Origin of the sequence: Pseudoalteromonas aquimarina (assembly GCF_049257255.1) — a bacterium.
Classification (GTDB): Bacteria; Pseudomonadota; Gammaproteobacteria; order Enterobacterales; family Alteromonadaceae; genus Pseudoalteromonas.
In genome coordinates, this window is the sequence record NZ_JBMMUG010000004.1 from 474,976 (window position 1) to 489,257 (window position 14,282).

The 14,282-nt window shown below is 38.0% G+C and carries 13 protein-coding genes; 6 read left to right on the forward strand and 7 right to left on the reverse strand.

What is annotated here, in order from left to right:
* Positions 1–125: 125 nt before the first annotated feature.
* Positions 126–818 carry a DUF3313 family protein gene (locus AAEU29_RS12900; protein WP_421973727.1) on the reverse strand — a complete coding sequence of 231 codons (693 nt, stop codon included), beginning with the start codon at positions 816–818 and terminating at the stop codon, positions 126–128.
* 141 nt (positions 819–959) lie between these two features.
* Between AAEU29_RS12900 and cdd the strand changes: the two genes are divergently transcribed.
* Entirely contained in the window at positions 960–1,787 is an 828-nt protein-coding gene (gene cdd / locus AAEU29_RS12905) for a cytidine deaminase (protein ID WP_421973728.1), read from the forward strand.
* A gap of 19 nt (positions 1,788–1,806) precedes the next feature.
* On the opposite strand, the gene udp is transcribed toward cdd, so the two are convergent.
* Positions 1,807–2,559 carry a uridine phosphorylase gene (udp, locus tag AAEU29_RS12910; protein ID WP_421973729.1) on the reverse strand — a complete coding sequence of 251 codons (753 nt, stop codon included), beginning with the start codon at positions 2,557–2,559 and terminating at the stop codon, positions 1,807–1,809.
* A 116-nt stretch (positions 2,560–2,675) separates the two neighbouring features.
* Here udp and AAEU29_RS12915 point away from each other — a divergent pair, with 116 nt between their 5' ends.
* On the forward strand, positions 2,676–4,142 hold the full coding sequence (locus AAEU29_RS12915; RefSeq protein ID WP_421973730.1) for a cobyric acid synthase: 1,467 nt from the start codon (positions 2,676–2,678) through the stop codon (positions 4,140–4,142).
* Here the strand turns inward: AAEU29_RS12915 and AAEU29_RS12920 are convergent.
* The 3 genes from AAEU29_RS12920 to AAEU29_RS12930 all read right to left on the reverse strand — a co-directional run bounded on the left by AAEU29_RS12920 (position 4,131) and on the right by AAEU29_RS12930 (position 7,049).
* Positions 4,131–4,436, reverse strand: a complete 306-nt coding sequence (locus AAEU29_RS12920; protein ID WP_421973731.1) for an Mpo1-like protein — start codon at positions 4,434–4,436, stop codon at positions 4,131–4,133. The genes AAEU29_RS12915 and AAEU29_RS12920 overlap by 12 nt on opposite strands.
* 487 nt (positions 4,437–4,923) lie before the next feature.
* Complete coding sequence (locus AAEU29_RS12925; RefSeq protein WP_421973732.1) at positions 4,924–5,970, reverse strand: M48 family metallopeptidase; 1,047 nt, start codon at positions 5,968–5,970, stop codon at positions 4,924–4,926.
* Positions 5,970–7,049, reverse strand: coding sequence for a YjgN family protein (locus AAEU29_RS12930; RefSeq protein WP_421973733.1), 1,080 nt, complete (start codon positions 7,047–7,049; stop codon positions 5,970–5,972). Before AAEU29_RS12930 ends, AAEU29_RS12925 begins: the two co-directional genes overlap by 1 nt.
* A 369-nt stretch (positions 7,050–7,418) precedes the next feature.
* Between AAEU29_RS12930 and AAEU29_RS12935 the strand changes: the two genes are divergently transcribed.
* Together AAEU29_RS12935 and AAEU29_RS12940 are read left to right on the forward strand one after the other, a co-directional pair.
* The gene (locus AAEU29_RS12935) at positions 7,419–8,534 is read left to right on the forward strand and encodes an arginase family protein (protein ID WP_421973734.1); all 1,116 of its coding nucleotides are present in this window, start codon (positions 7,419–7,421) and stop codon (positions 8,532–8,534) included.
* Positions 8,535–8,657: 123 nt separating this feature from the next.
* Positions 8,658–9,365, forward strand: a complete 708-nt coding sequence (locus AAEU29_RS12940) for a transporter substrate-binding domain-containing protein (protein WP_421973735.1) — start codon at positions 8,658–8,660, stop codon at positions 9,363–9,365.
* Positions 9,366–9,372: 7 nt separating this feature from the next.
* Here the strand turns inward: AAEU29_RS12940 and AAEU29_RS12945 are convergent, their stop codons facing one another.
* On the reverse strand, positions 9,373–10,161 hold the full coding sequence (locus AAEU29_RS12945; RefSeq protein WP_421973736.1) for an acyl-CoA thioesterase: 789 nt from the start codon (positions 10,159–10,161) through the stop codon (positions 9,373–9,375).
* 221 nt (positions 10,162–10,382) lie between these two features.
* Between AAEU29_RS12945 and dnaK the strand changes: the two genes are divergently transcribed.
* Complete coding sequence (gene dnaK, locus AAEU29_RS12950) at positions 10,383–12,302, forward strand: molecular chaperone DnaK (RefSeq protein WP_421973737.1); 1,920 nt, start codon at positions 10,383–10,385, stop codon at positions 12,300–12,302.
* Positions 12,303–12,439: 137 nt separating this feature from the next.
* The gene (dnaJ, locus tag AAEU29_RS12955) at positions 12,440–13,576 is read left to right on the forward strand and encodes a molecular chaperone DnaJ (RefSeq protein ID WP_421973738.1); all 1,137 of its coding nucleotides are present in this window, start codon (positions 12,440–12,442) and stop codon (positions 13,574–13,576) included.
* A 61-nt stretch (positions 13,577–13,637) separates the two neighbouring features.
* Here the strand turns inward: dnaJ and AAEU29_RS12960 are convergent, their stop codons facing one another.
* Positions 13,638–14,150: a hypothetical protein gene (locus AAEU29_RS12960; RefSeq protein ID WP_421973739.1), complete on the reverse strand. Its 513-nt coding sequence runs from the start codon at positions 14,148–14,150 to the stop codon at positions 13,638–13,640.
* Between the last annotated feature and the right edge of the window lie 132 nt (positions 14,151–14,282).

A 14,282-nucleotide genomic window follows, 5' to 3' on the forward strand; every position in this document is an offset into this window, starting at 1 on the left:
AGTTTATGGACAAAGTGTTACCAGTTTTTATTTATGTCGAAAATACTATCACGGATCTAAAAATAAATCTTTAAGATCAGAGAGTTTATTGATGCACATTTCAAAAAGTGCATCAATACTAATGATTATTCTGAGCGCTCTTGGTGTATTTGAAACATCGCATTTTTAAGCGCATTTGCCCAGCTGCGATAAATAGTACGCACATCACTCCAATTAAATACTTGTGTATTTAAACGCCAATTATCATGTGCTGCCGCTCTGTCAATTGAGGTTGCAATCACTTCATTAGATTCACCGTCAAGTATGACTGCTTTAAGTACCATAGACCCAGCATTTTGCGTGTAGGAGCGACCATTAATGTTTTGATTTCTTCTTGATGACTCGATTGGAGCAGAGAGCCGAATATCAGTTATTTCTATATGTAAAACTAGGGTGTTTGCGTCCACACTATCTTTGTACTGCCAAGGCTGTTCATCATCAAAAGTGTTTTTTGCCATGGATATAAATTCAGCTTCAAGCTTTTTAAGGCCTGATTCTGGAATGTCAAAAGTTGCATTATACCCATCCCATTTTTTATCAATTTTTGGCGGCTTATAATTCTCTGGATGGTTGTTATCTGCTGTAATTTTTGCGATATGGATAGCATTGTACTTTTGCCAATCAACATTTCGCTTAACAAAAGACAGATCCATCTTGGAATTTTCGATTTTAATTAAATCACCAAATGCAATATCGTTATCAGCTTGTGACAGCGTTAAAGGCTTAGATGCACAGCCTAGCATTGCTGCAGCGGTTAAAAGGGGGAGTAAAGTACGCATGGTCATCCTTAATTTTATAATTAATTATTTACACTTAGGTAACTAGAATTAAATATTTGTGTCAAGCGGACATTTGACCTTATTATAGGAAAGCAGCAATCGGTAGTGTTAACTGCCTTTTTAAAAGTTTAATTTGCTAATATGACAACAATTCAGCAATTTGAATCGGCAATATCAGAATATACCGAACGCAAATCTTATCTAACAAGTGATGAAGTGACTCACTTAGCCTCTCTATTTGACACTAAAAAAAGCTTCTTTGATGTTCTTTTGAAATGGGTGTCTGGTTATGCAATCGCGCCAGTTTCAAACTTTCACGTTGCAGCACTTGCTCTTGAAGCAGGCGAGCAGGGGCGCTTATTTTTTGGTGCAAATTTAGAATTTAAAGATGAAGCATTAAGTCTTGTAGTCCACGGAGAGCAAAGTGCTATTCACAATGCATTAATCCATGGCGCTGCAAAAATTGAAAAACTAATTATTAATGCATCGCCTTGTGGTTTTTGCCGTCAGTTTATCAATGAGATCAAATTAGAGAATCAACCACAAATCTCAGTTGATGATACGACAAAATCAATCCAAGATTATTTGCCAGATGCGTTTGGTCCAAGTGATTTAGATAATAATGCACCGCTATTTTCAAAGCCCTTTAAACAAAGTGTGTCCATTGACGATTTTTTTGCCCAAAGTTATGCACCTTATTCTGGCAACAATGCAGCGTGTGAAATAACAACTTCGAATAATCAACAATACTTTGGTGTTTACTTAGAAAATGCAGCATATAGTCCAAGCTTATCACCTTTGCAAGCAGCTTTAAGTCAAATGCAATTGCATAATAGGCATTCGGGTATTAATGGTATTAAGTCAATCTTAATAAAACAGCGAAAAGACAAGGCTAATCAAAATGGGGTTACTTTAGCTGTGGCGAATAGTTTAGATAAAGCGATAGATGTGGTGTTTGAGGAAGTATAATACTTCCTCAAATTACCGCCTAAATGAGAATTTCAGCAGTCTTTAATACTGCTTTTACTGCAATTTTTTCTACTTTTTGATGATCGATATCAGGAATTTCACTGCGAGTTCTGTTAACTAAAACACCTGCAACACATGCCGCTTTTAGTCCAAGAGCAGAACACATGGTAAATAATGTTGCAGATTCCATTTCGTAATTCATTACGCCCAGTTTTTGCCATTCATCAAAACTTCCTTGGAACGCTTTTGTTACATAACCTGAGTAAGTGTCATAACGTTCTTGACCAGGATAGAAAGTATCAGAAGAAGCCGTAATGCCTAAATGATATGTTGCACCTAACTCATCACAGGCATTAACCATAGCTTGAGTTGCAAAAAAGTCTGCAACAGCAGGGTATTGAATTGGTGCGAAATGTTGACTTGCACCGTCTAAACGTACTGATGCATGACTAATTAATAAATCACCTTCATTAATACCAGGCTGAATAGCGCCTGTTGTACCAACGCGTAAAAAAGTTTGTATACCTAGCTGGGCTAATTCTTCAACGGCAATGGAGGTACTTGGACCACCAATACCGGTTGAACATACAACTACCGGTGTTTGTTTTAAAAAGCCTAAATAGACATGATATTCACGTGTTTTAGCCAGTGCTGTTGGGTTTTCAAGAAACTCTGCAATGCGTTCAGCGCGGGCTGGATCGCCTGGTACAATTGCAAGTGTAGCCCCTTGCAGTGCGTCTTTATCTAAACCTAAGTGAAATACTTTTTTCATCCTTAATGCTCATACTTAGCAAATATTAATAACAGTCTGAATTATGGCGCTAATTTGTAAAGGACAATGGTCCGTAAATTTGATAGTGTGCAGCAAATTTGAAGTTTGAGAACACTATGAAAGCAAAGCAAACATTGATGGTACAAGGCACAACATCTGACGCAGGAAAAAGTATCTTAGTTGCTGCATTGTGCAGAATTTTATCTAATCATAATGTTCGCGTTGCACCTTTTAAACCACAAAATATGGCGTTAAATAGCGCTGTTACAAAAGATGGTGGCGAAATAGGCAGAGCGCAAGCTGTTCAAGCGGAGGCTGCAAGAGTTGAAGCTAGTGTTGATATGAACCCTGTGTTACTTAAACCAAATTCAGACATTGGTGCACAAGTGATTGTGCATGGGAAATCAATAGGCAATTCCGATGCGGTTGATTACCATCAGATGAAGCCTAAATTATTAAGCGCTGTACTTGAGTCTCATCATAAATTAGCGAATCTATATGATGCTGTCATTGTCGAAGGTGCGGGTTCCCCTGCAGAAATAAACTTAAGAGATCGCGATATTGCAAATATGGGATTTGCAGAGGCGGCTGATTGCCCAGTCATAATTGTTGCAGACATTGATAAAGGTGGTGTTTTTGCACATCTAGTGGGTACATACGAATTATTATCTGAATCAGAAAAAGCGCGAATTAAAGGGTTTGTCATCAATAAGTTCAGAGGTGACATAGCGCTATTAAAACCTGGGAACGATTGGTTGGAACAAAAATTAGGTATTCCTGTACTTGCAACGATCCCTTATATTCCAAACCTTTATATCGAGCCTGAGGATGCGCTTGATTTCAACCAAATTGTAAACGCAGATACTGTTTTGCATGTTACTGTGGTTGTTTACCCTCGAATCTCAAATCATACGGATTTTGATGTATTACGTTTACACCCAAATGTAGAACTGAGTTACGCGCGTACTCCAAATGAAGTGAAAAAATGCGATTTGCTAATTTTGCCAGGCTCTAAAAGTGTGATATCAGACTTCAAATTTTTAGAACAAGAAAAATGGCAAGATCACATAGTTAAGCACCTACGTTATGGTGGCAAAGTGTTCGGTATTTGTGGTGGGATGCAAATGTTAGGGCAAGATATATTTGACCCAAATGGTATTGAGTCAACGTTACCCGAACAAAAAGGTTTAGGTTATTTACCAATTAAAACAACTTTAATGCCCATAAAAACACTCAGTAAAACGAATGCTAAATGTTTAAAAACAGAGGTTGCGGTATCTGGTTATGAGATCCACGCAGGTGTAAGTGAAGCTACTGAGCACTGTGATCGTTTATTTATATTAGATAATGGTGAATTTGAAGGTTTTAAAAGTGCTGATAATCAAATTCAAGCAACGTATTTACATGGTATTTTTGATAACAGCCAATACCTTACTGAAATCTTAACTTGGGCAGGTTTAAATGATGCTCAAACTTTTGATTATGCGAAGGAAAGAGATGCACAAATAGAAAAGCTAGCAAGTGAAGTTGAAGCTGTTTTATCTATCGAAACAATAAAAGATTTACTCTCTTTACCAAGGTAAACGCCTAAGTAAAATGTCGCGAAACATTAACCAATCGCAAACAAAACTGTATAGCGGGTATTGAAAGGTCGCAGGTTTGTTTTTTTCAAAAACAAAGTGTCCAATCCAAGCAAATAAATAACCAAATACTAAACCTAAAAAGATATAGTAGGGAACTTGTAAAATAATAGCAGCTGCCAAACATGCAAGCCCTAAAAGCGAGCCTACAAAGTGTAATCTGCGGCATACCGTGTTTTGATGTTGAGATAAATAAAAGGGATAAAATGCTTTTAAGGATGTGTATTTAGATGTCATTTTGCTTATGCACTAAAAGAGCAATTTCATTATTGTTGATTTTTAAACAGTAAATGAATTTGGCACTGTATGCAATTAATTGCTTCATCAACACTGTCTGCTTTGGTTGATACATTCATATAAGCATGAACGGCTCAATAAGTAATAAATTTCATTTTCAGCAACAGGGTAATGAGCCCTAACTGAATGTGATAGTCGACGTTTAACTTTTATTAATGCACAGGCTGTTAAGTTTTACTTGTTCATTTTGTTTTTCTTTAACTCACCTACAAACTACCATAATCACCAGCTTAAATTGCTTTCAATATATATTGTTGATATGAACACTGATGAACTAAATAGAGTAAATTCATAATGAGCGTTACAGACTGATTTGCTAAAAAAGATGTAAATAACATCAAAAATTAACTTGATAGCTTGGAGTATGAAAGCTTTGATTGAAATCTCTAACAGCAACTTAAACACCGTTAGAGAATTTTAAAAATTATTATTGTTGCGAATTGAAGTTCTTTGCTTTTTCAATGCGCTCTACAATGGCAGGGTGTGAACTTAGGTATTTAAAAATACTTTCTGCGGTATCTACTTTTTCTTCATTAAAACTTTCCATAGCATCAGCAAACGCCGCCGGTTCATAACCTAACTTTCCTAGGTGGCTAAGCGCAAAATTATCAGCTTCTGTTTCCATGTCACGAGAAAAATTGGCTTGAATAACTGCAGAACTTGCACCAACCATTAATTCACCAACCGTTTCTAAATCACCCAGCAATAGAGCAAACACAATGGCGTTTGATAACGATTGGGCAACTAACCTTAGACTATGTTTGGCTTCTACATGACCAATCTCATGGAGAATTATTGCCATTAGCATACTATCAAATGTGGCTGTCTTTTGTGTTTTTTCAAATTCCATTAACTGGGTTATTAGCCCATCAGTAACAATCACTGTACCGTTCGGAAGTGCTAATGCATTTGCGCCAAAGTAGTCACTTTGTTTAATTAATAATTGATAGTCTTCATTATTTAATTGCAGGGTTTGAAGCGCTTTATCGAACAGAGAATTTACACTATTTTTTGTATTGTCATCGAGTGTGGATGGCGATAGAAATGCCTCATCTATAATGGTGAATGATTGTTCGCCCATATAGGCTGGAATACTCTCAGGTAACCATTCAACACTTTTACTCGCAAGCGCTGGCATTGCAACCATAATCAGCCAGTAAACGAGAATGGGTGCTAAAATAATAGAAGAAACGACTGTTAGCCAATTGCTTTCCAGCTGACTTAACAGAGAGCCACTTTGTTTATTTAAACGCCAGTTTTTGTCGGCTGGAATAAACATATCACCATTAGGCAAGCGTATTTCGGCTGCTATACCTGGAATAGCATCGCTTAAGTTTACTTCAGTTAAGTTATATGAACATTGCTCTGTACCATTTGAAATGATGCTCAGATGATGCTCAGTTACAACTAATTGGGCAGCACACGCATGTGAGCTGCCCGAACCGTATAATGTACCATCAATGATCTGTGACATCAGGTAATCGCGATATCTAAATCAAATACATCAGCGATTTCTTCACCAATTGCTGATTTTTCGTCTGTCATATCATCAATAATATGATCTGCATTAGGGTGAATTTCAACAAAGGTACCATTCGCTAAATAACGTGCTTTACGAATTTTTGCCCATGGGTAGGCAAGACCAAGTGATAAACCAATAGCAATTAGGTTAAAGAACACTAAACGTGTAAATTGCATTTCAGTAATTGTTGATTTGAACTGAACAACGTCTTTAATTTCACTGTTAGCAAAGTTATGAGCACGAATACGAGACTGATAGATACCCGTAATTAAACTAAACATTCCCACATATAAAAGTGCACTTATTGGGCCCATAATAAACATCGCAGCGCTTAACCCATTTGGATCTAAGTTTGTTGTATCAACTGTTGCACCAAAAATCGCCGCACCAATACCAATCACAATGCCAAAACCAAACATTGCACCGACTGATATTGCAACTACCAGTAAAAAGGCAATGTAATAGTCAGTAGCCGATAAATCGGTTTCAATTTGACGATCACCATATGTAGTGTTGCCAATAATATATTCATTAACTTTTTTAATTACCCAAGGCATTAGCAAGTAAAGAGTGAATACCGCTAGTACTGGTAAAATAATAAAAACTAAAAATGCCTCACCATAACTACCTTTAAAGCCAAAGCGTACATTACGGTAACTGGTCATTTTATTTTGAAAACGCATACTGCGATTGATCACCCATGGCATTAAAAACATGGCAATTAGCATGATAAAAAGGCCTAGTATTGGCACAAATTGTACTGAACCCATGTAAATTATAAACAATACAACGGCAATAATACGACCAATTAATATTTGAATTGGGTTTGCTAAGTAAGTGAATTGATGGCCTTCAATACTCGTATTGCTATAAAAATAGCGATGAGTACGTACTTTGGCCCATGCTGAATAAATACCAAAAGTAAGGATTGTTAAAACGATATTAACTATCCAAATTTTGAAGAATTGTCCTGTCTCACCTGAAAATTGAACTTGTGAACGACGTATTTGCTCCGTTGTGTTTAGTTCCATTAAACTTTTCCTAATTATTATTTGTTTTAAGATTGCCATTGTAAATCATTTAGTTACAAAGTTGAACTTGAAGATTTTTGAAAGCCTATGCAGTTAGAGTGCATAGAATAACGTTTATATCCTGGTTTTAAGGGAGCAGAGATTTGACATTTAAATATGAAAACTCTATGTAAGGGACATGTAGATTAATGCTTTACCAAACAACTTTAAATAATCGTTTTATTTACAAAGCTTTAAACCGATTGGTTAAGACGCAACGAACTAGATTTATGATATTTACAAGTCGTTAAGTGATGTTTTTACGTAAAGCACGAATATAATTTTATAATGCATAATTATATTGAAGTTATGTTTAGCCAGGAGCAAATAATGAGCGACGCTAAGAACACCTTTATTGAAAAAGTTTCCAACTGTCTTTGTCCACCAGGTAACGGTGTTTTCACTGTAAATACAGCAAAAGAGAGAAAAGAAGCATTACACCAATCAATTTATGGACAAACAGAAAATATTGATGCTCTTTGGCGTGATAGCTTAGCCAACATTGATGCAAGTGAATATAAAGCGGTTACTTTAGGCATCAGCTCAGATTGTGGTGGTGGCATTTTACGTGGTGCAAACTGGGGTCCTTTGTTTCTTCGCAGCACGCTGATGGAGCAACAACCTAACTCGAAAACTTTTGACCTTGGTGATGTACGTGTAATACCGCATCTGCTTCATGATAAATATTTAAATGGTGGCACTATTTCGAATTGTCAAAAAGCACTTTACCAAGATGAACAAAGTGAATACCCAGTAAGCCCACTATCAATTACTGAAGATGTATGTGACGATTTTTATGCAAATTTCCCAACAAAGGGGATTTTTGGCATCGGTGGCGATCACTCAATCAGTTACCCATTAACCAAGTCTTACTTAAAAGCAAAGCGTGCAGCAGGTAAACGCACGGCTATTATCCATTTTGATGCTCACACAGATTTACTGGTTGAGCGATTAGGCATTGATCTGTGTTTTGGCTCTTGGTGTACGCATATTTTAGAATTTTTACCAGCGCCACATCACCTTATTCAATTTGGTATTCGCTCAAGCGGTAAAGATAAAACACATTGGGAATCAACCTTTGGTGTGAAACAACATTGGGCACATGAAATTCGCGAGCAAGGCGCGCAAGCAATTGTTGATGGTGTAATTGCCCAATTGAAAGCGGATCAGGTAGATGAGCTATACGTAAGTTTTGATATTGATGCGTTAGATGCAACGTTTGCAGCCGCAACTGGTACACCTGAATATGATGGTATGACGCCTGATGAAGCGGTACTCATTTTAAGTGCTCTTGCTAAAGAGTTTCCGATTACTGGTGCAGATATGATGGAAATTGCCCCATTTACGGATGCATCTCATAGTGGTAAACAAGCATCAGAAAGCACATTGCGTGAAGGTGCAAAAATATCAGCATTGTTAATAGATGCGATGAACAGTGTGAAATAATAGTACTGAGTAAAAATAAAAAAGGTGCCGCTTGGCACCTTTTTTATTTCATGAGTTTCTAAACATAAGAACACAGGTTACACTTAACATTATGAAAGGCCGCAAATTATAGAACAGGCGCTAATGTTTAATCGCTATACCGTATTTATTTCACTGATTGTGTTAATGCCGTTTATGGCATTTGGCAAAATAACGGTGTTCAGCGAAAACTTAAGTGGTTATCAATATCATAATGAACACGGCGAATTTGTCGGGCCAAACTTTGAGCGTGTAAAAAAAGCATTGGCCGAAGCTAATGTTGAGTATGATCTTAATGTACTTGCTTGGTCACTTGCATATAATGGCGTATTACGTGACACAAACTCGTGTATTTTCTCTCTCGCGCGCTTGCCAATGCGTGAACCAAATTTCCAATGGATTGCCAAGTTAAGCCGATTTACTGCCTACTTTTATGCGTTGCCAGAAAAACACATCGAATTAGATTCCATCAGTGCAGCTAAAAACTATAAAACTGCAGTTATCGAAAATAACTTTAGTCATCATTATTTAAAACAACACGGTTTTGAATTAGGGGCACAATTGTTAGTAATTGAGAATGTAGATAAGCTCTTTCATATCATGCGACAGCGTAAAAACTTACTGGACTTAATTGTACTTAACGAAACGCAGTACAAAACAAAACGCCAACTTGATACTACAACACCCCAATTAACAAAGGTGTTAAAAATTAAAGAAGATGCGACCAGTTTATATTTTGCTTGTAACAAAGATATGAATGAAGTAATGGTAAACAAATTAAAATTAGGGTTTACTAACACAAACCCGAAATAAGTTAGTTTTAATCGAATAAAGCGACGGTTTGTCTGCTCATTGCAATTAACTCTCCATCCTGATTATAAATATTTGCTTCCTCACACGCATAGCCATCTCGGCTGTGATGGGTAAATGCATCAAATGCAAGCCAATCATCAGCCTTTAATTGTTCATGTGGTAAAAACTCAATGTACCAAGACATTGAGCTTGCAGGAGCTACCTTTGAATACATTTGAAGCTGAGCTGGAGGCCATGCATCTGTTAGAGCAAGAATATGCGCCACTGAAAGTTCTTTTGGTGTTTCTTTTAAACGCATCCATCCAGCTAATTCGCCACTAAGAGATTTGGTAAAAGGTAATGCACCTTTTTGGATATTAAAGCTCATATGCTGAAAAAACTGTGGAGTAACGCCTTCAGTATAAGGAATTAGGTGATTCACATTTACAGGTGATAAAGGGCACGTTTGTTTATTTTCTACAATCACATTGGAATCACGCTTTATTGCAAAACAGCCAAGTGCAATTACAGCAACGTGATTATTTTGTAAAATACGTGCCTCTATCTGAGTTGCATTTTTACCTTCGCGCAAAATAGTCAGTGAAATATCAAAGGGTGTATCTGCAATTAAAGGACCAACAAAGTTAGTGCTTAAAGATAAGAGTTCACGTTCAGTTGATATCGCATTTCGCATCGCACTGAAAAGCATTGCTGCTGAAAGGCCACCAAATGCAGTTCTTCCTTGGCACCAGTTAGCAGGAAAAGACAAGTTATTAAGAGATTGAGATACCGTGTTTATTAGTTCATCAAAGTGCATAGGGAATTCTTATTTGTTTTATGTAAGGCGTTGTTTATAACAAATGTATCGTGGTATGACCAGTTGGCTGTGCTAAAAATGTTCGATTGCAAAAAAATTTCAATATTTTAAAAAAAATTTACGTTTTACAGTTGAATTGTCTTTTGGCCACCCCTATTAAGTAACCATCTAAACGAATTAATCATTTTTTGATACAGAATTAAAGAAGTAGGAGACGTTCCATGGGTAAGATTATTGGTATCGACTTAGGCACAACAAACTCATGTGTTGCAGTATTAGACGGCGATAAGCCACGCGTAATTGAAAACGCTGAAGGCGATCGTACAACCCCATCAATCATCGCATATACAGATGAAGGTGAAACGCTTGTAGGTCAACCTGCAAAGCGTCAGGCAGTTACAAACCCAACTAACACATTATTCGCAATTAAGCGTTTAATTGGTCGTCGTTTTGAAGACGAAGAAGTACAACGTGATATCGACATCATGCCATTCAAAATTGTTAAAGCAGACAATGGTGATGCATGGGTTGAAGCAAAAGGCGAAAAGCGTGCTGCACCGCAGATCTCTGCTGAAGTTCTTAAGAAAATGAAGAAAACAGCTGAAGATTTCTTAGGTGAAGAAGTAACAGGTGCTGTAATTACTGTTCCTGCATACTTTAACGATTCTCAGCGTCAAGCAACTAAAGATGCTGGTCGTATCGCGGGTCTTGATGTTAAACGTATTATCAACGAACCAACTGCTGCAGCACTTGCTTACGGCATGGATAAGAAGCAAGGCGACAATGTAGTTGCTGTTTACGACTTAGGTGGTGGTACATTCGATATCTCTATCATCGAAATCGATGAAGTAGAAGGTGAGCACACGTTTGAAGTACTTGCTACAAATGGTGACACGCACTTAGGTGGTGAAGATTTCGATAACCGTGTTATCAACTACCTAGTTGAAGAATTTAAGAAAGATCAAGGTATCAACTTAAAGACTGATCCACTTGCAATGCAGCGTGTTAAAGAAGCCGCTGAAAAAGCAAAAATTGAACTTTCAAGTGCACAACAAACAGAAGTTAACCTTCCGTATGTAACTGCTGATGCAACTGGTCCTAAGCACATGAACGTTAAACTAACACGTGCTAAGTTAGAATCACTAGTTGAAGATTTAGTAACACAATCACTTGAGCCACTTAAAAAAGCACTAGCTGATGCAGATCTTTCAGTAAGTGACGTAAATGATGTAATTCTAGTGGGTGGTCAAACACGTATGCCACTAGTACAAAAAGCAGTTACTGACTTCTTTGGTAAAGAGCCACGTAAAGACGTAAACCCTGATGAAGCAGTAGCTATGGGTGCTGCAGTTCAAGGTGGTGTTTTAGCGGGTGAAGTTAAAGACGTACTTCTACTTGACGTTATCCCACTTTCTCTAGGTATTGAGACAATGGGTCAGGTAATGACTGCGCTAATCGAGAAAAACACAACGATTCCAACTAAGAAATCACAAGTATTCTCAACTGCTGAAGATAACCAAAGTGCGGTAACAATTCATGTACTTCAAGGTGAGCGTAAGCAATCAAGTGCTAACAAATCACTTGGTCAGTTCAACCTAGAAGGTATCCGCCCTGCACAGCGCGGTGTACCACAAATCGAAGTAACATTCGATGTTGATGCTGATGGTATCTTACACGTATCTGCGAAAGATAAAGACACAGGTAAAGAGCAGAAGATCACAATTCAAGCGTCTTCAGGTCTGAGCGACGATGAAATCGAAGCAATGGTTCGTGATGCAGAAGCTAATGCAGAAGAAGATAAGAAGTTTGAAGAACTAGTGCAAGCGCGTAACCAAGCTGATGCAATGGTTCACGGTACACGTAAGCAAATCGAAGAAGCAGGTGATGATCTTCCAGCTGACGACAAAGCAGCGATTGAAGCAGCACTTTCAGAGCTAGAAACAGCAGTTAAAGGCGATGATAAAGCGGAAATCGAAGCTAAGACACAAGCATTAATTGAAAAGTCTCAAAAACTAATGGAAATCGCGCAAGCGAATGCACAAGCGCAACAAGCAGGTGCAGATGCGGGCCAACAGCAAGCTAAGCAAGATGACGATGTTGTTGATGCTGAGTTTGAAGAAGTAAAAGACGATAAAAAGTAATTTACTTTAACTAGGGCGCGCGGGTTTCGACTCAGACGCGCCCTTAGTGTATCTAAAGGTTTTATGAAATTGAGGCTAAAGACCCCGGTCGGGGCAATGCAAATGCAGTTAGCCAGTAAACGGGGAAAGCAGTAATTATGTCAAAACGCGATTATTATGAAGTATTAGGCGTCGCTAAGGACGCTAGCGATCGTGATATTAAAAAGGCATACAAACGCCTTGCAATGAAGTATCACCCAGACCGTACCGCAGGCGACAAAGACTTAGAAGTAAAATTCAAAGAAGTTAAAGAAGCCTATGAAATTCTAGGTGATAGTCAAAAACGCCAGACTTATGACCAATTTGGTCACGCAGCCTTTGAACAAGGTGGTGGTGGCGGTCACGGTGGCTTTGGCGGTGGCGCAGACTTTGGTGATATTTTCGGCGATGTTTTTGGCGATATTTTTGGTGGCGGTGGTGGCCGACGTCAATCACGTCAACAACGTGGTGCTGACTTACGTTACAACTTAGACCTGAGTCTTGAAGAAGCCGTTCGCGGTAAAGAAGTAGAAATTAAAGTACCTACTTGGGTATTATGTGAGCCGTGTGATGGTTCTGGTGCCAAAAAAGGTTCTAAACCACAAACATGTGGTACTTGTAATGGTCATGGCCAAGTTCAAATGCGCCAAGGTTTCTTCGCTGTACAACAAACCTGTCCAACATGTAATGGTCGTGGTCAAATTATTTCTGATCCATGTAATAAATGTCATGGTCAGGGCCGTGTTGAAAAGACTAAAACACTGTCAGTTAAAATTCCAGCAGGCGTTGATACAGGCGATCGTATTCGTTTATCAGGGGAAGGCGAAGCAGGGCAACATGGTGCACCAGCGGGGGATTTATACGTTCAAGTATCAGTACGCGAACACCCAATCTTTGTACGCGATGGCAGCAATCTTTATTGTGAAGTACCACTTAGCTTTACTACAGCAGCTCTTGGCGGTGAAATTGAAGTGCCGACACTTGATGGCCGCGCTAAACTAAAAATTCCATCAGAGTGTCAAACAGACAAAATGTTCCGCATGCGTGGTAAAGGCGTTAAATCTGTACGCGGTGGTGCTGTTGGTGATCTTATCTGTAAGGTGATTATTGAAACACCTGTCAACCTCAATGATCGTCAAAAAGAATTATTACGTGAATTAGATGAAAGTATGGGCGGTAATAGCTCGCGCCATCGTCCAAAAGAGCAAGGCTTTTTTGATGGTGTTAAAAAGTTCTTTGATGATTTAACTAAGTAATTCAGAACATTAAAAAAGAGCTCAAATTGAGCTCTTTTTTTTAACTAAAATTCTTTATCAATTAGTTGTTAACTAAGTCGCCAACTTCAAAAGATGTTTGCCAAGTTTTGCGATACTTCGCTAACGTCTTTCCGCTTTGAATACTAATTAGAGCCTGATGTTGAGGGTTCTTGAATGTTACGCGGTTGCTCTCATTTTGCACAAACTCAGTTGCTTGCCAATCTGCTCCTAAACAACTCGTTACTTTTTCAATTGCCCAATTAAATGATTCACGACTTTGTGATTCTTCATCGTATTGCTCTGAACATTTATAAGCCATTCTATTCGAATTAAATCCAATTATTTGGCAGCTATTACCAAGTAGGTGGTATTTTGGTGTCCAGACATCACTAAAATTATTTTGCACACGAGTTGCTTTTAAAGGCTCAAAGCCATTTGCAAAACTGTCAACTAGCCCTTGAATTTTTTCACAAGGTGTTAAATTGTCCACATACGCATTTTGCTCAGGGGATAGCGTTGAACCACACCCAGTAATTGCAATTAGAAGCGTTGCAGCAGAGATTTTACGTAACATAACTTTATCCCTAAAAATTTGTTTCAGCATAACGATAGTAAAATAAAAAATCCATGGAAATTAACGATTAGCCAAATAAATACTGACCATTTAAATAGGTTGAATAAAATCTAAACACAAATTTGCGTAACA

What these genes read in the sequence shown, in the direction of transcription:
- AAEU29_RS12900 (WP_421973727.1), bottom strand. Translation starts at nt 818, where the DNA reads ATGCGTACTTTACTCCCCCTTTTAACCGCTGCAGCAATGCTAGGCTGT.
- cdd (WP_421973728.1), top strand. Translation starts at nt 960, where the DNA reads ATGACAACAATTCAGCAATTTGAATCGGCAATATCAGAATATACCGAA.
- udp (WP_421973729.1), bottom strand. Translation starts at nt 2,559, where the DNA reads ATGAAAAAAGTATTTCACTTAGGTTTAGATAAAGACGCACTGCAAGGG.
- AAEU29_RS12915 (WP_421973730.1), top strand. Translation starts at nt 2,676, where the DNA reads ATGAAAGCAAAGCAAACATTGATGGTACAAGGCACAACATCTGACGCA.
- AAEU29_RS12920 (WP_421973731.1), bottom strand. Translation starts at nt 4,436, where the DNA reads ATGACATCTAAATACACATCCTTAAAAGCATTTTATCCCTTTTATTTA.
- AAEU29_RS12925 (WP_421973732.1), bottom strand. Translation starts at nt 5,970, where the DNA reads ATGTCACAGATCATTGATGGTACATTATACGGTTCGGGCAGCTCACAT.
- AAEU29_RS12930 (WP_421973733.1), bottom strand. Translation starts at nt 7,049, where the DNA reads ATGGAACTAAACACAACGGAGCAAATACGTCGTTCACAAGTTCAATTT.
- AAEU29_RS12935 (WP_421973734.1), top strand. Translation starts at nt 7,419, where the DNA reads ATGAGCGACGCTAAGAACACCTTTATTGAAAAAGTTTCCAACTGTCTT.
- AAEU29_RS12940 (WP_421973735.1), top strand. Translation starts at nt 8,658, where the DNA reads ATGTTTAATCGCTATACCGTATTTATTTCACTGATTGTGTTAATGCCG.
- AAEU29_RS12945 (WP_421973736.1), bottom strand. Translation starts at nt 10,161, where the DNA reads ATGCACTTTGATGAACTAATAAACACGGTATCTCAATCTCTTAATAAC.
- dnaK (WP_421973737.1), top strand. Translation starts at nt 10,383, where the DNA reads ATGGGTAAGATTATTGGTATCGACTTAGGCACAACAAACTCATGTGTT.
- dnaJ (WP_421973738.1), top strand. Translation starts at nt 12,440, where the DNA reads ATGTCAAAACGCGATTATTATGAAGTATTAGGCGTCGCTAAGGACGCT.
- AAEU29_RS12960 (WP_421973739.1), bottom strand. Translation starts at nt 14,150, where the DNA reads ATGTTACGTAAAATCTCTGCTGCAACGCTTCTAATTGCAATTACTGGG.